Raw genomic sequence first — 19,928 nt, forward strand, 5'->3', positions numbered from 1 at the left:
TCAGATCCACGCTCCGATCGCGAAGAGGACGAAGTCGGCGATCATCAGGTAGTACAGCCAGGCCCAGGAGATCATCGACGGGCCGATCCGGGACCGGGCGACCGAGACGGCCAGCGCGGCGGCCCAGGGCAGGGTGAGCAGCGGCAGCAGCACGCCCGCCGCGTGCAGCCGCCCGGCCACGGCGGCGTCGACCAGGTAGAAGCCGGCCAGGCAGCCGCCGTACAGCAGCTTGGTCACCGCCGGGCTGACCACGTGCGGCAGGGTCGTCTTGCCGACCGCGGCGTCCTTCTCGGTGTCGCGGGCGTTGTTGTGCAGCATCAGCGCGGCGAACAGGAACCCCGGGCCCAGGGCGGCGAGCAGCAGGGTGGTGTCGACGCGGCCCGCGTTCAGCCAGGCCAGGATCAGGGTGACGCCGAAGCCGGTCACCACGAAGTCCAGCAGCTCGCCCAGCGCCCGGTGGCCCAGCGGCCGGGGGCCGCCCGCGTAGCCGAAGTAGGCGAGGTAGCAGAGCGCGATCAGGGGTGGCAGCCACCAGGAGGTGGCGGCGGCGAGCACGGCGAGGCCGATCCAGGCGACGGCGAAGCAGCCGAGCCCGGCCAGCCGCAGCCGGCGCATGTCCAGGCCCTGCGCGAGGGCGCTCTCGGGGCGGACCCGGTCCGTCCTGTCGAGGCCGCGCACGTAGTCCTCGTAGTCGTTGACGTAGCGCCGGCCGACGCAGTCCGGGACCAGCACGAACAGGGTCAGCGCCACCCGCCAGGGCTCCAGCGGATGGACCTGGCGGGCGACGGCCACCGCGTACAGGCCCTGCAGCACGATGACCAGGACCAGCGGCGGTCCGGCGGCCACCAGCCAGGCCCGCGCGCCCGGCCGGGTCCGGGCGGACGCCGCCGTCGCGGACTCCACCGTCACCGCGCGCCGCCCGAGGCCGGCAGGCGCTTGGTGCCGATCGCCTGGAACATCACGTTGGTGGAGCGGGTGGGGAACATCGGGACCGTCGACCGGAGCTTGAAGAACCAGGGGATGAGTGCCCGGGCCTGCGGCCAGAGCCCGTACAGCCGCAGTTCGACCCCGCCGAGCGCGGCGGTCTGGGCCAGGCGCAGGCGGTTGACGAAGAGCCGGTGGTCGTGGCAGCCCTTGGGGGCCATCCCGGGCAGCGGGAGGTTCTCGGTCAGCGTGACGATGAGGATCCGGGCCAGGAAGGTGTCGGCGATGGTGTCGAGCAGCAGGGTGCCGCCCGGGCGCAGGATCCGGCAGCACTCGGCGACCACGGCGTACGGGCCCGGGACGTGCTCCAGGCACTGGCCGGCGACCACGACGTCCACGCTGTCGTCCTCGAACGGCAGCTTGGCGACGTCGGCCAGGACCGTCTCGTCGACCCCGTGGGCGGCGGCCACCTCCAGCGAGCGCTCGGACTGGTCCACGCCGATGTGCCGGTAGCCCTTGCCGGCCAGGTACGGGTGGAGCAGACCGCCGCCGCAGGCGACGTCGACCAGGCGGGCGCCGGACCGGTCGGCGGGCGGGATGAGCTCGCCGCGCTTGGCCGCGATCCAGCCGAGCGCGGCGAAGGGGCCGCGCGGGTCCCACCACTGGTCGGCGAGGTCGTCGTACTGGGTGAGGTCGTTGGCCTTGACCCTGGGCTTCTTCACGGAACTCCGTTCGTGGTGGTCGTCGGTGGTTGCCGATGGTTCGGGGCGGCTCCGGTCCGGGGGGGGGGGGGCTGTGCCGGTGGTCCAGGGAAGCGCAGGCCGAGGACGGCGCCGGTGGTCCGGGGGGCGCCGGTGTTCTTCGGGGTGGCGCGGGTCAGCGCTGGTAGCGCCCGAGCGCCATGACGGGGAAGAGGTGGCGGTACATCGGGTAGCTCATGTAGAACTGCCGCGGCAGGACGGTGCCGGTGAACGGCTCCTCGTCCCAGCCGCCGTCCTCCCGCTGCGCGGCGACCAGCCAGGACAGCCCCCGGTCGACCCGCTCGTCGTCGGCCGGCAGCCCGGCCGCGTGCAGGGCGAGCAGCGCCCAGGAGGTCTGGCTGGGGGTGGAGGGGCCGCGGCCGCGCCAGGCCGGGTCGTCGTACGAGCGCAGGCTCTCGCCCCAGCCGCCGTCGGTGTTCTGGTGGTCCGTCAGCCAGTCGACCGCGCGCCGCACCGGCCGGCTGTGCGGCGGGACGCCGGCGCTCAGCAGCGCGGTGACCGCCGCCCCCGTGCCGTACAGGTGGTTGGCGCCCCAGCGGCCGAACCAGGAGCCGTCCGCGTCCTGGTGGCGCGCCAGCCAGCGTGCGGCGGCCCGGATCCTCGGGTCGGCCGCCAGGCCCTGGCGGGCCAGGCTCTCCAGGGCGTGCGCGGTGATGTCCGGGCAGGGCCGGTCGGTGAGTTCGGTGAAGTCGAGGGTGCTCAGGCGGGAGACGGCCCACGAGGTGTTGTCCGCGTCGTAGGCGGCCCAGCCGCCGTCCGAGGACTGCATGGCGAGCAGCCAGGAGGTGCCGCGGACGGCGGCGCCGCGCAGCCGGGCGGCCTCGGCGGGGTCGGGGGCCGTCACCCGGGAGAGCGCGTCGACGACCACCGCGGTGTCGTCGCAGTCGGGGAAGGCCTGCTCGACGAAGCCGACCGACCAGCCGCCGGCGGCCCGTCCGGGCCTGGCGACGGCCCAGTCGCCGTGCGAGGTGACCTCCTGTCCGGCGAGCCAGCGGGCGGCGCGCAGCAGGGCGGGATGGTCGGTGTCCAGGCCGGCGTCGGTGAGCGCGGTCACGCACAGGGCGGTGTCCCAGACCGGGGTGGGCATGCAGTTCATCCGGCGGACCGGGCCGTCCGGGCCCTCCTCGTGGACCGCGAAGCCGTCCAGCCCGCGCAGTCCGGCGCGGATCGCGGGGTGCTCGGCGCCCAGGCCCGCGGCGTGCAGGCCGAGCAGGCAGAACACCGAGGCCACGTTGCAGGCCAGCCAGGCGCCGTCGGCCTCCTGGCGGTCGGTGATCCAGCGGACGGCGCGCTCGACGGCCCGGCCGCGCGGCAGGCCGAGCGCGTGCTCGTTGTACCAGCCGACCGCGCGGTCCACGGCCCGCAGGGCCGGCGGCAGTGCGGGTGGGACGCGCTGGCCGGTGCGCAGTTCGTCGGTCCGGAAGCCGGGGTCGTGGCGGGGCCGGGAGCGGTGCACCAGGCCGAGCGGCACCATCGTCAGCCGGGCCCAGGTGGACATCCGGTAGAGCGAGAGCGGAGCGCGCGGCGGCAGCAGCACCGCCTCGGTGAGCACGGTGGGCACGGCCCGCCAGTCCTCCTGGCCGAACAGGGCCAGCCACAGGTGGGCTTCGAGGCGGCAGCGTTCGGCGCCCCCTGGGCGCGGACGAAACGGGCCGCGGCCGCCATGTGCGGTTCCTCGGGGGCGTCGCCGGCCAGCCGCAGCGCGAGGTAGGCCTCCACGGTGGTGGACAGGTCGCCGGGGCCTCCCGGGTACAGGCCCCAGCCGGCGTCGGGGAGTTGGCGGGAGCGGATCCAGCGGGCGGTGGCCGCGAGGACGTCCTCGTCGCGCACCCCCAGCAGCTCGCGGATGAAGAGGTCGACCGCGTCGACCATCACATTCGCGTCCGGACAGCGGGACCACCAGCCGTCCGGTTCCTGGATCGACAGCAGGTGGTCCACCCCACGGGAGACGGCCACTTTCAGATCAGTGCGCACGATAGTAACCCTCGGTATCTGGACTAGTGGCCAGTAGCGGGTGGGACGTGACACTCGGGAGCTCTCGTTCGTACTATAAAAGCATTGGGGCCGCACTGCTCCCACCCGTCGATGTATTCACAACTGGGGGATCATCTTCCATGCGGTTACTGATAGTTGGTGCAGGAATCGGCGGCCTGGCACTCGCCCGGGGACTGCTCGCGACCGGACACCAGGTGACCGTACTGGAGCAGGCACCGAGCCCCCGGACCACCGGCTCGGCGATCACTGTCTGGAGCGGCGGAGTCGGCATCCTCCGCGCGCTCGGAGTCTCCGGCGAGGGGCTGGGCGCACGGATCGACCGGCTGGAGAACCGGACCGACGCGGGGGAGCACCTCTACTCCATCGATGTCGGGCACGCGACCCGGCGGCTGGGCCACCCCAGCATCACCGCGCCGCGCCGCGACCTGCTCGCCCGCCTCGCCGACGGCCTGCCGGAGGGCACCGTCGAGTACGGGCGCCGGTTCGTGCGGGCCAAGGAGGGCGGCTCCGGCGTGCAGGCCGTCTTCGCCGACGGCGGCACCGTCGAGGGCGACCTGCTGATCGGGGCCGACGGCCACCACTCCGCGGTACGGCGGCACCTGTGGGGCCAGGACCCGACCGAGCCGGCCGGCTGGGCGACCTGGCAGGGCCTCACCGGCCTCCGCTCCCGGATCACCGGGCCGCACCACGGGCTCATGATCAACGGGCGGGCCGGCTTCTGCGGACTGCTGCCCGCCGGGCCCGACACCCTGCAGTGGTGGTTCAGTTTCCCGTGGCGCCCCGGCGCACCCGGTGCACCCGGCGTGTCCGGAGCACCCGAGGCATCCGGTGCACCCGACGCACCCGACGCACCCGCCCTGCCGCTGCTGCGCGAGCGCTTCGCCCACTGGGCCGCGCCGGTGCCGGCGCTACTGGAGGGCCTGCGGGAGGCGGAGATCGAGATGTTCCCGCACCACACCCACCGGGTCCGCCGGGTCTGGGGCGGCGAGCGCTCGACCCTGCTCGGCGACGCCGCCCACACGATGCCGCCCATCGTCGCCCAGGGCGCCAACCAGGCGCTGGAGGACGCCTGGGTGCTCGCCCGGCTGCTCGCCCACCGGCCGGGGAACCTCACCGCGGCGCTGCGCCGCTACGAACACCTCCGCTCCCGGCGGGTCTCCCCGATCGCCCGGCTGGCCGCCACCGAGTACACCTACCGCTACCACCCGCCGCGCTGGGACCGCCTGGTGCCCAGCCCGCTGGTGACCCGGGCGTACGGGCGCTGGCTGTACGCCACCAGCGACTACCTGCGGGGCCGCCGACGCTGGTGGTAGGGGTGGCCGCCGCTCTTGGCCGGGGTCGGGGAGCCGGGTACGTTCGCGCGTCCTGCACCGGCCGCGCGACACCGCGGTAGCCGTCCCTGAACGGGCCGCGGGCGCGGGGTGGTCAGGCCAACGGGGCGAAGGTCTGCCGGAGGTCGACCACCGTGGCCGGCCCGGTCACCCAGGCGAGCGGGGCGTGGTGGACCCGCACGCCGGCCGGGGGCCGCAGCAGCGCCTGGCCGGCGGCGTTCTGCGGCCACTCCACCGAACCGGTGGCGGTCCGGGCCGGAACGAGCCAGTAGTCGCCCCGGGTGTACTCGCCGCACGGCCGGAAGTACACCTGGACGCCGTCCTCCAGGTCGAGCCAGGTCCCCTCCTGGACCCGCAGCGCACCGCCGGCCGGCGGCAGGGCGTCCCGGCCGCGCGGCGCCCGGTGGTCCCAGCGGCGCAGGAAGGGGTGACGCCCGGCCAGCCGCCCGACCTCCGGCACCGGTTCGGCGGACAGCCGCACCCGGCGCCCCGGCAGGTCGGTCTCCGCCACCTGCAGCAGGTCCGCCGGCTCCTCCCGGCTGACGTAGGCGCTGTCCGCGACCTCGACCCAGTCGCCGACCGAGAGGCCGAGCCGGTCGTCGTCGCCCAGCGTGGTGAGATCGACCCAGACGCCCTCGATCGAGACGACCGGCAGGACGACCGAGCCGTTCTCCCGGGACCACTTGAACGTGGCCCCGCCCCCGGCCGAGCCGCCGCGGTGGACCTCCACCCGGTACAGCTGGTTCTCCGGGCCCCGGTAGCCGGCTTCCGGGTGGGCCAGACACGGGTCCTCGCTCGCCCGCTCCGGCCGCCGGGCGCGCGCGGCCAGCCGGGCGGCGGGCCGCTCCCGCGCCTCGGCCCAGGCGTCGAAGGCCTCCCGCACCCGGGACTCCCCGCCGTCCGGCGCTCCCAACTCCGAGGCGGGCAGGGCGAGCACCTGCCAGACGACCTTGGCCCGGGCCGCCGTGTCGGGCATCGCCGCACCGAGCGCGACCTCGCGGATCTCCGGGTCCTCGACGGCCGTGACACTGCGCTCCCAGACCTTCAGGTAGACCAGGAACGGGAATTCGCCGGGCAGCCGGTCGCCGGGCCGCTCCTGGTCCCGGTAGGCGTCCGGCTGGTCCCAGTACGTCCAGCCGGCGGGCTCCTGCCGGACGTCCGCCTCACCGCCGCCCGGATCACCCTCGTCGGGCACGGCGGGGTCGGGCCCGGGCCGGTCGGCCTCGCACAGGATGCCGTCCACGTAGTAGCGGCCGCCGCCGATGCCGAGGTCGTCCAGGTCGTGGTTGCCCGGCAGGTGGACGATCGCGAACCCGGCCGCCGCGGCCGGTCCGCCGTGGCGGCCGATCAGGTCGGCGGCGAGCGTACGCAGCTGGTAGCGCTCGATCGCGGCCTGCTCGTTGGCGTCGGCGTCCAGCTGGACCCGGCCCTGCTGGGTCAGCACCGCGGAGTAGTGCCTGCCGGGCCGGAAGGTCAGGCGCGAGAAGTCTGCGTGCACGGTTTCCCTCTCACAGTCGGGGGTCGGGAGCGGGTCAGGAGGCGAAGAAGATCCCGGCGTCGGTGGCGGCCGGCGTGTACTCGGCCAGCCGCGCCCGCAGGTTGTCCTCGCGCTGGGGCTGGAACAGGTCGTGGAAGGCGCCCAGTTCGGAGCGGTCCTCGGCGCCCCGGGTGATCTCCGGCGCGCATCCGGCGGCCGGCCGGCCGTAGTCGGGCGTGCCGTAGCGCAGGGAGGCGAACAGCGGGCGGACCCGCTCGGCCTCCACCTCGCGCAGCCGGGCGGCCTGCGCCGGGGACAGCTCGCCGCGCTCGGCCAGCTCGGTCACCGCCGCGCGCACCAGGTCCGGCTGGCACGCGTACCGGCGCGGGGAACGCGAGCCCGGTGGGAGGTAGCAGAACCGCAGGCAGCCGGGTGAGCGGCGGGCTACCCGCAGCCGCCCGGTGAAGACGCAGTCCTCGGCGATCGGCACCGCGTGGGTGTGCACCTCGCCGAGCACGGTGGAGCGGTGCGCGTGCAGCAGCGCGTGGGCGTGCTCGCAGTCGGGTCCGGAGAGCGCCGGCCGGTCGGGCCCGGTGGCGTCCAGGATGCTGTCCGCGAGGTGGATCTGCAGCGGGTCGGTGTCCACCTCGTCGCCGACGACCTGGATCGCGCCCAGGACGCACCGCTCGATCCGGACGCAGGCCGTCGTGCGGTCCAGCACCAGGCTGGGCTCGTGGGGCGCGTGCGGTGCGCAGTGCGGCTCCAGCGACCAGCCCGGCACCAGGGTGCAGTGCCGCAGGGTGACGGAGGCCAGCGGTCCGGTGACGTTGACGCCGCGACCGGTGATCAGCAGGCCGTCCAGGACCAGCCGCCCGCCCGGGCACGCGCCGCGGACGTTGAGCGCGTCCGGCCGGTTGCTGTACCAGTCGAGCAGCCGGATCACCGGGCGGGTGCCCTCGGCGGCGCGCAGTTCGAGGCGGTCGTCGGCCGCCAGGTCGAAGTCCAGCTGCTCCTGGTAGGCGCCGCTGTGGGTGATCTCGATGACGGCGGCGCCGCCCGCGGTACCGGCCTGCTGATCGGCCCGCCACCGCTCGTACGCCTCGTTGATCCGCTCGTACGACTGGCCGGGCCCGACCCGGTAGACCGGCCGGTGCCGGGCCTCCGGGCGGTCGCGCGGGTACTCGCCGCCGCCGGTGTCGTCGGCGAACGCGTAGTGGTGGTCGACCAGGACGCCGCGGCGCGGGGCGCAGCGGGCGCCGAAGGCGATCCGGCCGAGCACCGGGTCGACGGCGACCTGGCCGCGGGCGGGCCGGTAGGTCCAGCCGGTCAGGTCGGCCACCGTGATCTCGGCGGGCGGGATCGGCTCCTGGGCGCCGTCGCGCCAGATCGCGAAGCTCTTGCCGGGCCCGTAGTAGTCGGCCAGGCGCTCGGCCAGCTGCCGGCGCCGGATCGGTGCCGGCACGTTGTCGATCGCCGCGAGGTGGGAGGCCGACGGCTCCGGCTCGGGCCGGGTGAACAGCGGGGCGTCGTTGCCGAGGACCGAGAAGGTGAAGAGGTTCCTGGCCCGGTCGACGCAGTAGGCGGGCGCCCGGGTGACGGAGTACGGCCTCAACCGCCAGACGTACAGGGCGACCCCGGCCGGCGTGCGGCCGCCCCGGCGGCGGGCGGAGGCGGCCCGGCGGACGTCGGCGGTGTGCGCCTGGCCGTCGAACGGCCCGTCGAGCAGGTCCAGCGCCGCGCCGTCCCGGACGTCGACCAGCCGGCCCCGGCCCAGCCGCAGCCGGTCGGCGCTCTCCTCGTCGGGGCGCAGCAGCCGCACCGGCTGGGTGCCGCCGAGCAGCCGGGAGAGCTCCACGGCCCGGGCCGGCCAGTCGGCGACCGAGGCGGACAGCTCCTCCAGCAGGGCGAGCGTGCCCTTGCGCCGCCGGTTGGCGACGGTGTTCGCGACGTCCTGGCGCGGCGCCAGCCGGGCGGCGAGCCGGTCGCGGGCCGCCGCCCGCTCGGGGGAGGCCTCGCCGTGCAGACCGGTGGCGAGCACCTCCTCGTAGCCGGGCAGGATCCGGTAGCCGACCAGGTCGCCGAGGTAGGCGACGGCCCAGTCGGCGGCGGTCTCCACGAACCAGTCCCGGTAGCCCTGGTCGATGCCCTCGCGCACGAGGTCCACCTGCTCGGCGACGACGGCCAGCAGGGCGCGCAGCGGCTCACCCGCCTCGGCGTCCCGCAGCCGGTGCCACTGCGGCAGCAGCTCCAGCAGGCCGTCCGGGTCCCGCTCGCTCGGGCCGGTCATGTGCGGACCTCCTTGAGGATCAACGTGTCGGGCAGATCCGCCGACAGCAGGGCGAGTTGGGCCGGGCGGATGCCGCGGAAGACCGTCAGCACCCGGCCGGCCGGCAGCGGCCGGGTGTCGGTGATGCCGGGGTTGAGCCGCAGCAGCTCCGCGAGCGGGATGCCGTGGCGGGCGGCGATGTCGGTGAGGCTCTCCCCGGCGGGGTCGCGCACCCGGTACCGCTGCTCCTCGAAGCGGGCGAGCCGGGCCGGGACGGTCGGCCACGGCCGGGCGAGCTGCTCGGGCAGCCGCTCCAGGCCCTCCGGGGTGAGGCTGCCGGGTACACCGGTGAAGGCGTCGACGTCCGCGCGGTCCACGCCGGGGACGGCCTGGGCGGTGGCGAGCACCTCGGACAGGTGGGCGCTCTGGCCGAGTTGGCGGCCGGCGTAGCCGAGGCGGTCGAGCAGGGCGCGGCGCAGTGCCGGTTCGACCACGTCCCAGGAGTGGTCCGGGTCGAGCTCGACGCTCAGGGCGACGACCAGCAGGACGAGTTCGCGCGGCGCGACCTCGACCGGCAGCCTCGGGTCGCCGCAGGCGGTGAGCGCGGAGCGCAGGGTACGGACCGGGTCGGAGCCGTCGGTGAGCGGGATGTCGTCCACCCCGGCCACCGTGACGTGCACGAGTTCGCGCCGGCCGTCCGAGAGCCGGGTGGCGGCGGCGCGCCCGATGCCGGCCCGGGAGCGGGTGAAGTCCTCGTAGTCCGGGACCGAGACCAGCCGGTCCAGGGCGGTGACGGCGAGCGGGACGGTGCGCCGGGCGAGGCCCGGGCCGTCGGGGTCGGCGCCGCCGGTGGCGGGCAGCGGGTTGACGACGGCGGAGACGCCGAGCGGACGGGTGGTGAGCTGGGTGATCCGGCCGGCGCCGACGTTGCCCGGCGCGCCGATGCCGATTCGGTAGCGGGCGCGGACGTTCTCCCGGCCGGTGGGCAGGCGCGAACCGTGCACGCCGTCGCCGAAGGTGGCGGTGGTGCGGCCGTCGGACGCGGTCGTGGTGACGTAGACCCGTTCGTCCGGGCCGCGCCCGGCGAGGCTGTCGACCTCGTGCCAGCGCACCCCGTCGACCCGGACCTCCAGGGTGCTGCGGGCGCCGCCGGGGGTGTCGGCGGCCAGCCAGGTGAGCGGGGACTGCCAGAGGGCGAAGCGCTGGCCGGGGACGCCGGCGTCGCCGCTGCCGATGGCCTCGTCGCGGGTGGCGCCCTGGGTGGCGCGGACCACGTTGCCGAGGATCCGGACGGTGTCGCGCCGGTAGCGGTGGGCGAGGTCGGCGCTGAGCGTGATCGTGGTGCGGACGGTGTCCCCGGGCAGTCGCGGGTCGACGCCCTGCTCGACGCCGGCGATCATGGCGAGTTCGCTCGCCCGGACCCCGCTGGTGTGCGGGATGTCGGTCCGCTCGCCGTCGACCACGATCCACCGGCCGGGCGTCAGCCCGTCGTGGAGCCGGGCGAGTTCGATCCGGTCGCCGTGCACGTCCTCGGTGACGGGCTCGTCGGCGAGCCGCAGGGACTCGCCGCGGGCGTAGACGGTGGCGTCGCGGATGTGCGAGAGCTGGGTGTCCTGGTCGTCCAGCCACTGCTGCTGGAGCGACAGTTCGGTCACCTTGCCGGTGATGCCGAAGTCGGCGCGGGAGATCACCCGCACGTCGGTCACCCGGGTGATGACCTCGGCGAGGTCGCGGCTGCCCGGGATGCCGCCGTCGAGCCCCTTGCGCGGGCGCTGGATGACCACCCAACTGCCGGGCGCGATCTGGTCGTACACGGCGTCGAGGGTGAGGACCGTGCCGGAGACCGGTTGCAGCTTGGTGGTGAACACCACCTCGACGGCGGGCGGTGACTGCTCGGTGGCGGGGTAGCGGTGCACCCGGACGTTCAGCTCGCCGGACTCGCCGGTCTTCTCCTGGCCCGGGTCGAGCCGGTAGTCGAGCGCGGGGCCGGGGCCGCCGTCGATCGTCACATGGACGCGGTCGTCGGCCTGCGGGCGGGACACCGAGACCCTGCGTTCGGGCAGCCCGGGCAGGAACCGGGCGCTGACGCCGGGTTCCGGGTCGGAGGAGGGCACGGCGGAAGCGTGCGGGCCCGGCGCTTTGGGCCCGTTCGGCGGGTTGGGCGGGTTGGGCGCGTTCGGTGGGTTCGGCGGGTTCGGTGGGGGCGTCGGCGGCTCGGTGGTGACCACCTCGACCTGGCCAGGCCCGAACGGGAAGGTGTGGTCCCACGGCAGCGAGAAGCCGCTGTGCAGCAGGCTGCCGGCCTCGACATAGGTGAAGTCGGCGGTCCTGGGGACGGCGCCGGCGGCGTCGAAGGTGACCCGGACGCCGATCAGGGTGCTGCCGGAGAGCGGCCAGTCCACGTAGCGGTCGATCCGGCCGTCGGCGCCGTAGACCGGCTTGAGCGGCGCGGTGGCGCCGAACGGGGTGGCCACCACCCGCATCGCCTGGATCTCGTGCACGGCGGGCGGCACCGTCAGGTCGACCCGGCGCCAGGCGGGGTAGAGGCCGTCGCGCAGCCGGGGGTCGAGGGCGGCGAGCAGCTGCGCGCTGAGGTCCGAGCCCGGGGCGAACAGGCGCTTCGGGTCGCGGGCGAGGTCCCGGGCGCTGAGCGGGGGCCGGGCGGCGGTGGTGCGCAGCGCGGCCAGCAGCGGGCCGAGTCCGCGGACCGCCGGGTCGCCGGCCGGGGGGCCGCCCGGCTGCGGTCCGGTCCCCTCGGGGACCTGCGGCGGCTCCAGCTGGTGGGCGCGGTCGCGCAGGGCGGACAGTTCGTCACCGAGGCGGCCGAACCAGTCGGCCACCGGCTGGCGGGGGCGGGCCAGTTCGGCGGCCTCGGCGGTCCGGACGAGCACCGGGGCGAGCCGGTCGGCGTAGCCGGCCGGGGTGCTCAGCGGGCCGGAGGGCCGGTCGAGGTCGGCGCGCAGCGGGGCCAGCACCTGCGCGTCGAAGTCCCGGACGATCCGGCTTGGGCCGGGCCGGGGGTTCGGGGCGGTCTCGGACTCGGTGATCCAGTCCGCCAGCTCGGCGCGCAGGTCCTTGAGGGTGCGCAGGTCCCGGGGGAGTCCGATCACCGTGACGTCGTTCTCGCGGTCGAGCCGCACCTCGGGCACCAGCCGCAGCACCCGGTGGACCGGGTCGGCGGCCTTGTCGGCGCTGAAGACGAACAGCAGCCGGTCGCCGGGCCTGATGTTGTTGGCGGTGCCGGCGGCGAACAGCTCGGCCCGACCGCCGGGGTTCAGCCGGCCGGGCGTCAGCTGGTAGGGGCGGCGGCGCAGGACGGCCAGCTCGTTCCAGGCCGCGCGGGCGGGGAGGTCCTCGGTGGTCTCGAAGGACTGCGGGTCCTCGCCGGGGCCGGGGACGCTCTGGCTGCGGGCGCCGCGCGGCACGATCACGACCGGGTCCTCGGCGGCCCGCGGGTCCTGGTCGAGCGTGTAGGCGAGGTGGGTGCCGGCGGCCACGCCGGGCCGGGGCCGGTGACCGACCAGCCGGCCGAGCAGGGTGAGCGAGCCCTCGTCGGTGGCGGTGCGCAGATAGCCCTCGTTGGCGATCCGCTCCGAGTGGAAGGTGAGCAGGTCGGCGAGCACGGCCCAGGAGTCCAGCAGCGCGATCGCCGGGTCGTCCGGGGTGCGGACCGTCAGGTCGCGCAGCGCGGGGTAGGCGGGGCCGGACAGCCGGGCGAGCAGGCTGTCGAGGAACTGCCCGTAGCGGCCGACCCGGTAGCCGATGGCGTCCAGTCCGGGCGGGTTGAACAGCGGGGCCGGGGTCGCGGTCGCGGTGCCCGCGCAGCCGCAGGTGCACTGGCCGTTCACCGGCCACCTCCGATCACGAGCGAGAGCCGGCCGTTCTCCGGCCGGTCGGGGTCGTTGTCGCAGCAGGCGATCTCCAGCGCGCCGATCCGCAGCAGCCCGTCGGCCGGCTCGCCGTCGTCCCGCCCGAACTGCCGCCGCAGCCGCGTGACCTGGGCGCTGACCACGCCGGGCACGGCGGCCGCCGCGGCCACCAGCCGGGAGACCCGCACCGGCTCGCCGAAGTCCAGCGCGTCGGGGTGGAAGAAGCCGAGCCGGCCGTCCGGCAGCGCGCGGCTGCCCAGCACCCGCCGCAACTCGGCCAGCAGATGGCCGCGTTGGTGCCCGGGGGCGGCGCAGATCCGCAGTTCGAGGTCGAGCGGCACCAGCAGGGCGGGGCGGACGACCAGGTCGTGGCCGATCCGCCGGTACACCTCCAGGCCCTGTCCGACCGCCTCCAGCAGGGCGGGGTCCGCCGTCGCCTGCCCGTACGGCTCGACGGCGACGTGGACCTCCTGGACGCTGCCGGTCCAGCGGAGCTCGGCGGCGGCCCGCCGCACCCCCGGCCGGGCGGCGGCCAGCTCCGCGTAGTCGGCGGCCGTGACGGCGCGCAGCCGGGTGCGGCTCAGCGCGAGCGGGGCCGACTGGCGCACCTGGTCGAGCGGTTCGGGGTCGACGCCGCCGGTCGCGGGCAGCGGGTTGCGGACCAGGCGCACCGCGTCCTGCGGCCGGGTGGCGGGGCCGCCGTCCTGCGGTCGGTGGCAGACCACCAGATGGTTGACGGCCTCCGCGCCGACGTTCCCGGCCGTGCCGTTGCCGATCCGGTAGCCGACCCGCACCTGCGCGCCGGGCCGCGGCGGCAGGCCGTGCCGGCCGTCGCCGAAGCGCAGCGCGAGGCGGCCGTCCTCCTCCGGCTCGCCCACGAAGTGCCGGTCGCGCCGGCCGTCGGCGAGCAGGTCCGGGCGGGGTGTCCACTCCTGGCCGTCGGCGGTGGCCCGGACCGCGGGCAGGGCGGAACGCGGGTCCTGGACGGCGAGCCCGCTCGCCGGGCCGGCCAGCGCGGGGGAGTCGGGGTCGAGCCCGGCGGCGTACCGGGCGCCCCAGCTCCGGGTCACCTCCCAGACGCCGGAGCGCCGCAGCACCCCGCCGGCGCGGGCCCGCGCGGTGAGCAGGTCGAGACGGCGTTGCTTGGCCGCGAGCAGCCGGGTACGGCGGGCCAGCAACTCGCGCAGGGCGGCGGCGGGCCGGTCGGCGAGGTGCAGCCCGGCGACCACCCGGGCGCCGAACAGGACGGTCAGTTCGGCGAGTTCGGCGCGGGACGGGGCGTGGCCGCGGTGCGCCCGGTGCCACAGCTCCTCCAGCCGTGCGCGGACCCGTTCGGGAATGCCGGCGAGCAGCGCGGCCTGCCCGGCGCAGACGTGCGCCCGGTCCGGGTAGCCGGCCGCCCGGGTGACCGGCGCGTAGCGCAGCACGGGGCGGAAGGGCGGCGGCAGGACGGGGTAGCGGGTCTGGTCGAGCAGCGTCTCCAGCGCCGCCGCCTGGGCGTCGGCGGTGGGCGGCTCGACCACGGCGCCGCCGCCGTCCTCGCCCTCGGCGCCCGCGCCGGGCGCGAGGCGCACGCTCAGCCCGGCCCGCCGCACCGCCGCCTCGCCGACCAGCGCGGACAGCGCGTGGACCTGCTCCGGGTCGAGCCGGCGGCCACTCCGGGTCCGCGTGAGCAGCTCGTGGACGGCCTCCGCCGCGGGGCTGCCCCCGGTGCGGTCCGCGCAGCCGGACCCGTCCGGTCCGCAGGGCGCCACCCGGACCGGCTCCGGCGGTACCGCGAAGGTCTCCGGGGCTCCGTCGCAGAAGGTGAGGGAGCGGCCGTGGTCGACCGGGACGACGTTGCCGCGGGCGACGCTCACATCGGCGATCGGGGCGCAGTCGCTCCCGCCGTGCGACGACAGGCAGACCGGGAAGGCGAGCGCGTCCTCGGGTGCCCAGGTGACCTCGACCACGGGCTGTCCGTACAGCTCGTCGACCAGCGGGGTGACGGAGGTGAGCCGCACGGCCTGGCGGTGCGCGGGGTCGGCGTCGGCGGCGGCGCCGGTGCGCGGGCCGAGCACCTCCTCGATGATCAGCAGGTCGCCGGGGTGCAGCGCCAGCTGCCGGGCATGGCCCTGCGGCCGGCCGGTTTCGTGCGGGCCGGTTTCGTGCGGGCCGGTGTCCTGTACACGGGTTTCCGGCACGCCGGTCGCCTGCGGTCCGGTCGCGGTCCGGCCGTCGCGCAGGGTCGCGGAGGTCGCGCCCCGGGGCAGCACGCAGTCCTGGTCGCCCCAGGTCCAGAACCGGATGGTGTTGTGCGCCGGGTGCAGCACCACGTCCGCCCCGTCGAGCGGCTCGAACACCTCGACGGTGGCGGACCCGGCGAGCGCGTCCAGTTGCTCGTCCGGGATCACCGTGGACAGCTCGGGGCGGTCCTGCGGGCCGAGCCGGCCGGCGTCGACGGCGGCGAAGCGGAAGGTGCCGTGCCGCAGGGTGAGCGGTCGGTCGGCCGTCAGCGCGACCAGCGCCCGGGCGTTGCAGCCCTCGTGCACGGCGTAGTCGACCAGCCGGGCGTGCCGGCGCACCGACACCCGGCGGCGGGCGGTGTCGAGGTACGCCTCTGTGGCCACCGCGTCCTGCTGGTAGGAGAGCTGGTCGGCGGTGTGGGCGAGCAGCTCGACCAGGGTGATGCCGAGGTCGGGCAGGTGCCGCTCGGACCAGCCGGGCACGGTGAGGCTCATCCGGTCCAGCACCAGCCGTCGCAGGCTCTCGTAGTCGCGGGCGGTGTAGTCGATGACCGGGGCCGGCCGGACGGCGGGCGGACAGTCCTCCCCGGTGCGGCAGTCGAAGGGGGAGGGGCAGTCGGCGCCGAAGGAGAACCCGGTGCTCGCGTAGCGCGGATCGAAGCCCGGGTACGGGCGGGTGCCCGGCCGGCCGTGGGCGTCCGGCTCCACCACGGTCAGCCGGTAGCGGGAGGTGTCGCCACGGCGGTCGAGGGTGACGTGCATCCGGTCGTCGAGTTCCGGGTCGTCCGCGCGCTCGATGTCGACCGCGAGGGCGCGCAGGCCGGTGATCCGCCGGCCGCCGTCGACGCGGACGTTCTGCGGGCCCAGCTCGTCGGGGGCCCGGCCGAGGAAGGTCACGCTCAGCGTGCGCCCGTCGTCGCCCGGTTCGGCGCCGTCCAGGCCCAGCAGCCGCGCCGCCCGCACGTCGGCGCGCCGTTGTTCCGTCCCGCACCGGACCGTCGGGTCCCCGGATCGCCCGGTCATGCCGCCACCCCGCCCTCGAACACGTCCTGCCGCTGCGAGCCGGTCCGGCTGACGACGTACGCCAGCTCGACCCGCACCACGTTGTCCTCGCTCGTCACGTCGAGCGAGGCCACCTCGATCACATCGCCGAGCCAGCGCTGCAGCGCCGCCTGCACGGACAGCCGCAGGGTGGCCGCCAGCTCCGGGCTGTTCGGCGCGAACACCAGGTCGAGCAGCCCGCAGCCGAGGTCCGGGTGCATCACCCGCTCGCCGGGGCTGGTGAACAGCAACTGCTCGATCAGGTCGCGCACATGGTCGTCGTACGCCGCCTCGGCGGTGCGCCCCCGGCGGTCGGTCCGGAACGGGAACGCGAGGTCCGTCCGGGCCGGACCGGCGCCGCTCCCCGGGTACCCCGTGCCGCTCATGTGCCCACCGCCCGCTGCTGGACGACGGTCACGACCGGCGGCCCCTGCGGGATCTGCTCGGCGCTCCGGCACAGCCCGACGGCGGACCGCGGCAGCGCGGGGGAGCCGTTCACCCGGATCCGGGCGGAGGGCACCACCCAGTGCACCGTGACGCAGGGCTGCGGCTTGCCGGCCACGGTGAAGGGGCAGCCGGTCACGGTGTACGGGTCGGCGGTGGCGGTGACGGCCTGCCCGGCGACCAGCACCCGGGCCTGGACGGGGCGGGCGGTCGCCTGGGCGCCGTGCGGGCAGGTGACCGTCGCATTGACGTGCAGCAGGTGTCCGGACACGAGACTCTCCCGTCAGGTCACGCTCAGGGCGTCCTGGTTGATGGATACGGTGGCGCCGACGAGCGAGATCGAGGCGCCCTGGCCGTTGCTGATCCGGATGCCCGAGTCGTCGAGCACGATCGAGGCCCCGCTCGGCGTGCGCAGGGTGATCCCGGTGGTCGGATCGTCGGACAGCACGATCACCCGGTGCCCGGAGGTCTCCAGCACCGTGTTCGGCGCGCCCGGCGGTCCGGTCAGCGCCTCCACCGGGACCTCCGAGGCGGAGCCGTACCAGCAGCCCGTCCAGACCGGGTAGCTCTGGTCGCCCTGCTCGAACTCCAGCCACACGCCCGCCCCGACCGGCGGGACCGCGTAGTGGCCCATGCCGGGACCGGCCACCGGGAAGCACGGCATCGCCCAGCCCGAGGTGACCTCGCCCAGGACGTCGGGCACCTGGGCCTGGATGCGGCCGATCCCGAGCGGGTCGGTGTTGTTCACCACCGTCCCCCGGAACTTGCCGAGGTAGCGGGTCGGTTCGGCCATGCCGGCACCTCCTGGTGGTCACGGGACGACGGTGGGTCCGAGGGCGATCAGGCCCTCACGGGTCAGCGTGAAGTTCTGGGTGTACGAGCCGGGTCTGAGGTTGTGGGTGACGCTCTTGACGAAGTACAGGCCGTCGTAGGTGAGCCCGGCGCCGCGGACGCCGACCAGCTCGCGCGGGCGCAGCACGTGCCCGTACCGGACGACGTCCAGTTGCCCGGAGCCCGAGACGGCGTCCGCCGACTGCATCGCCTGGGCGATGATCTCGGCGACGGCCTGGCCGGTGTCCTTCTTGGCGGTGTCGGCGACGACCTTCTTCTTCAGCGCCGGCGCGGGCCTGAGCGCGAGCGGCGGGCGCAGCACGCTCACCTCCGGCACCGGCAGGACGGCGGACACCTTGGTCGCCGGGAGCTGGATGCGGGCCTCCGGCTCCTCGCGGGCGGTGCCGTCGAAGGCGAAGGTGAGCTGGTCGACGTTGGACAGCACGTCCAGGTTCACGTTCAGCGCGTGCTGCGGGACGCCGAGCCGGTTCTCCGGCCCCCAGTAGGCGCGGCTCATCCCGGGGACCGGGCCCGGGTCGAGGTAGAAGACGTACCCGTTGGCCTTCGCCAGCTCGTTGACGTAGCCGAGGTCGGTGCCCTTCTGGAAGTCGATCCGCCGGGTGGGCATCGGCGTCTGCGGCACCAGCTCGGGGATCACCAGCGGGGCGATGCCGTACTGCCCGTACTTGCCGATGATCGCGGCGACCCGGGCCGCCGGGGACATCGCCGGGAAGGGCACCGCGGCCTGCTCCTCCAGGTCCATCAGCACCGTGAGGTCCTCGCCGGTGACGGTGAGGGTGGACTGGCCGGGCTGGTTGCTGATGCCGACCTCCTGCCGGATGATCACACCGTCCATCAGCACGGTCGGGGTGCCGGTGACGGTCACCATCAGCACCACCCTGATCTTCGGGTCGAAGAAGCCGCCCGGCAGCAGCGCGGTGTCGATCAGACCGTTCTTCGACAGGTCGAAGGCGAGCTGGAACCCGCTGCGCTGCCCGGACGCCACCGTGACCTGCGCCGACAGCAGGGCGTCGGTCACCGGCTGGGGCACCGGCACCGGGAGCTGCGGGCCCATCAGCAGGCCGAGCCGGATCGACCCGACCGGCCCGTTCCCCGTGACGGCGGCGGCGTCAGGCACGGCCCACCCCCGGTACGGCGCCGGGCAGCGCGACGGTGATCCGCCGGCCCGGCGTCGCGGTCAGCTCCCGGGGATCGATCACCGGGTTGGCGTCGGCGATCCGCCACCACTGGTCGGCGCTGCCGAGGTAGCGCTGGGCGAGCAGATCGAGGCGGTCGCCGGCGCCGACGGTGTGCTCGGCGAGCGGGGTCAGGCCGTCCGTGGGCGGCAGCAGTCGCCGGGTCAGGTACGGCACCTGCCGTCCGTCCGGTGCCGTGTACAGCGCCACCGGGACGCCGTGGTAGCGGCTGGTCAGCGGGTAGGACGAGGACGCGGGCAGCGCGGCGAACGGGTCGTCGGGGGTCGACGGGGTCCTCGGAGGCATCGGGGTCATCGCAGTCCACCGCCCAGGCCGAGCGCGCTCAGCCGGCCGTCGGCCGCGCCGGCGACCAGCCGCTCCTGCTGCGCGAGGTGCGCGAGGTAGAGCTCGGCCCCGCGGTGGCCGGTCGGCAGGTCGCTGACGGTCAGGACGCGCAGGCCGATGGCGACGGTGGCCCTGATCGGGTTCAGATCGATGTCGAACGCCTCCTCGGTGATGGTGAGTTCGGTCAGCCGCACCGGCAGGATCCGCTTGCCGCCCCAGGTGAACAGGGTGAGCGGGGCCTCGATCGGCGTGATCTCCAGGGTGCCGACCGCCGCGAGCGCCTGATTGCTCCGCAGCCGCGCACTGGGCGGCTGCACCAGCAGCTCCAGCGTGGCCAGCTGCGGATGGATGCCGTTCGGGGCCGGCAGGTCCAGCTGGTCGGTCGCGTCCAGCTCCGCGGTGAGCTTCCAGGTCTCCACGGCCGGCCCCTTGAGCCGCAGGGCCTCCGTCCGGTCCCCGCTGCCGTCGGCCCCCGCCACCTGCGGGGCCAGCGAGCGCTCCAGACTGTCCGGGTTGAACTGCAGCACGATGATCCGCTGCGGCGTGCCGCGCTGCGGATCGACGATGACCAGCCCCGACCGCACGGGCCTGGGGGCGTCCGTGTAGGGCATCAGGAGTCGCCTTCCGTTCGGGCCAGTCCCTCCAGCAGGACCCCCGCGTTGTGCCGGACGTGGTCCACCGGGTCCGTCCGGCTCAGCTCCTCCACCAGCGCCACCAGGCCGGGCCAGGGGAGGTACCCGGTCGCGACCACCACCGCCTGGCGGATCCCCGGATCGGCGTCCCGGGCGGCGCCGGCGAACGCCTCGACCACCGACCGGTCCTCCGGGCCCTCGGCGGTCAGCGCGGCGGCGTAGAGGGCGACCAGCCGGTCGTTGCGGTTGGCCCCCTCGGCCCCCGCGGCCCCGTCGGCCCCCACGGTCGACGCCTCGTGCAGCGCGGTCAGGGCCTCGTCGAGCGTCCACACCCGGCAGCGCGGACGCAGTTCCGCCTCCGCCTCCGCCGCGTCGTCGCCCCGGATCGTGACGTACCGCATGCCGGTGATCCGGTCGTCGACGTAGTGCACCTCGGCGCCGCCGTCCGGGGTGAGCCAGCTGTCGACGACGGCGCCGTCCTCCTGCCGTCCGAGGTCGAGGAGGTCCCAGAAGAGGTCCCAGACGACCAGCTTGAAGTCGTGTTCGGTGAACTCGGGCCTGAGGACCAGGCGGGTGAACGATCGGGTCATG

Annotated in this window: 14 protein-coding genes and 1 pseudogene; 1 reads left to right on the forward strand and 14 read right to left on the reverse strand. The window is 75.5% G+C overall.

Features of this window, described 5'->3' with window-relative positions:
* The 3 genes and pseudogenes from ABZW10_RS12410 to shc all read right to left on the reverse strand — a co-directional run bounded on the left by ABZW10_RS12410 (nucleotide 1) and on the right by shc (nucleotide 3,764).
* Entirely contained in the window at nucleotides 1–909 is a 909-nt protein-coding gene (locus ABZW10_RS12410; RefSeq protein WP_355363221.1) for a UbiA family prenyltransferase, read from the reverse strand.
* Complete coding sequence (locus ABZW10_RS12415; RefSeq protein WP_355363223.1) at nucleotides 906–1,646, reverse strand: methyltransferase domain-containing protein; 741 nt, start codon at nucleotides 1,644–1,646, stop codon at nucleotides 906–908. The genes ABZW10_RS12410 and ABZW10_RS12415 overlap by 4 nt, the downstream gene beginning before the upstream one ends.
* A gap of 154 nt (nucleotides 1,647–1,800) precedes the next feature.
* Nucleotides 1,801–3,764: pseudogene (shc, locus tag ABZW10_RS12420) on the reverse strand (squalene--hopene cyclase).
* 35 nt (nucleotides 3,765–3,799) lie between these two features.
* Between shc and ABZW10_RS12425 the strand changes: the two are divergent.
* Complete coding sequence (locus ABZW10_RS12425; RefSeq protein WP_355363225.1) at nucleotides 3,800–4,993, forward strand: NAD(P)/FAD-dependent oxidoreductase; 1,194 nt, start codon at nucleotides 3,800–3,802, stop codon at nucleotides 4,991–4,993.
* Between the two features lie 112 nt (nucleotides 4,994–5,105).
* Here ABZW10_RS12425 and ABZW10_RS12430 read toward each other — a convergent pair whose 3' ends face one another.
* From ABZW10_RS12430 to ABZW10_RS12480, 11 genes are read right to left on the reverse strand one after another with little or no spacing between them, the layout of a single operon-like run.
* Entirely contained in the window at nucleotides 5,106–6,509 is a 1,404-nt protein-coding gene (locus ABZW10_RS12430; RefSeq protein WP_355363227.1) for a DUF6519 domain-containing protein, read from the reverse strand.
* A 34-nt stretch (nucleotides 6,510–6,543) separates the two neighbouring features.
* Complete coding sequence (locus ABZW10_RS12435; RefSeq protein WP_355363229.1) at nucleotides 6,544–8,775, reverse strand: hypothetical protein; 2,232 nt, start codon at nucleotides 8,773–8,775, stop codon at nucleotides 6,544–6,546.
* On the reverse strand, nucleotides 8,772–12,602 hold the full coding sequence (locus ABZW10_RS12440; protein WP_355363231.1) for a putative baseplate assembly protein: 3,831 nt from the start codon (nucleotides 12,600–12,602) through the stop codon (nucleotides 8,772–8,774). The genes ABZW10_RS12435 and ABZW10_RS12440 overlap by 4 nt, the downstream gene beginning before the upstream one ends.
* On the reverse strand, nucleotides 12,599–15,871 hold the full coding sequence (locus tag ABZW10_RS12445; RefSeq protein WP_355363233.1) for a putative baseplate assembly protein: 3,273 nt from the start codon (nucleotides 15,869–15,871) through the stop codon (nucleotides 12,599–12,601). Before ABZW10_RS12445 ends, ABZW10_RS12440 begins: the two co-directional genes overlap by 4 nt.
* Nucleotides 15,868–16,275, reverse strand: coding sequence for a GPW/gp25 family protein (locus tag ABZW10_RS12450; protein WP_355363235.1), 408 nt, complete (start codon nucleotides 16,273–16,275; stop codon nucleotides 15,868–15,870). The genes ABZW10_RS12445 and ABZW10_RS12450 overlap by 4 nt, the downstream gene beginning before the upstream one ends.
* Nucleotides 16,272–16,604, reverse strand: coding sequence for a hypothetical protein (locus tag ABZW10_RS12455; RefSeq protein WP_355363237.1), 333 nt, complete (start codon nucleotides 16,602–16,604; stop codon nucleotides 16,272–16,274). Before ABZW10_RS12455 ends, ABZW10_RS12450 begins: the two co-directional genes overlap by 4 nt.
* 12 nt (nucleotides 16,605–16,616) lie before the next feature.
* Nucleotides 16,617–17,126 carry a phage baseplate assembly protein V gene (locus ABZW10_RS12460; protein ID WP_355363239.1) on the reverse strand — a complete coding sequence of 170 codons (510 nt, stop codon included), beginning with the start codon at nucleotides 17,124–17,126 and terminating at the stop codon, nucleotides 16,617–16,619.
* Between the two features lie 18 nt (nucleotides 17,127–17,144).
* Nucleotides 17,145–18,239, reverse strand: coding sequence for a hypothetical protein (locus ABZW10_RS12465; protein WP_355363312.1), 1,095 nt, complete (start codon nucleotides 18,237–18,239; stop codon nucleotides 17,145–17,147).
* A 55-nt stretch (nucleotides 18,240–18,294) separates the two neighbouring features.
* Entirely contained in the window at nucleotides 18,295–18,666 is a 372-nt protein-coding gene (locus ABZW10_RS12470; protein WP_355363241.1) for a LysM domain-containing protein, read from the reverse strand.
* A 5-nt stretch (nucleotides 18,667–18,671) separates the two neighbouring features.
* Nucleotides 18,672–19,319 carry a hypothetical protein gene (locus tag ABZW10_RS12475; RefSeq protein ID WP_355363314.1) on the reverse strand — a complete coding sequence of 216 codons (648 nt, stop codon included), beginning with the start codon at nucleotides 19,317–19,319 and terminating at the stop codon, nucleotides 18,672–18,674.
* A complete protein-coding gene (locus tag ABZW10_RS12480) occupies nucleotides 19,316–19,927 on the reverse strand; it encodes a HEAT repeat domain-containing protein (RefSeq protein ID WP_355363243.1) in 612 nt (203 codons plus the stop codon). The genes ABZW10_RS12475 and ABZW10_RS12480 overlap by 4 nt, the downstream gene beginning before the upstream one ends.
* Between the last annotated feature and the right edge of the window lies 1 nt (nucleotide 19,928).

Source organism: Kitasatospora sp. NPDC004723 (genome assembly GCF_040609255.1).
Taxonomy (GTDB): Bacteria; Actinomycetota; Actinomycetes; order Streptomycetales; family Streptomycetaceae; genus Kitasatospora.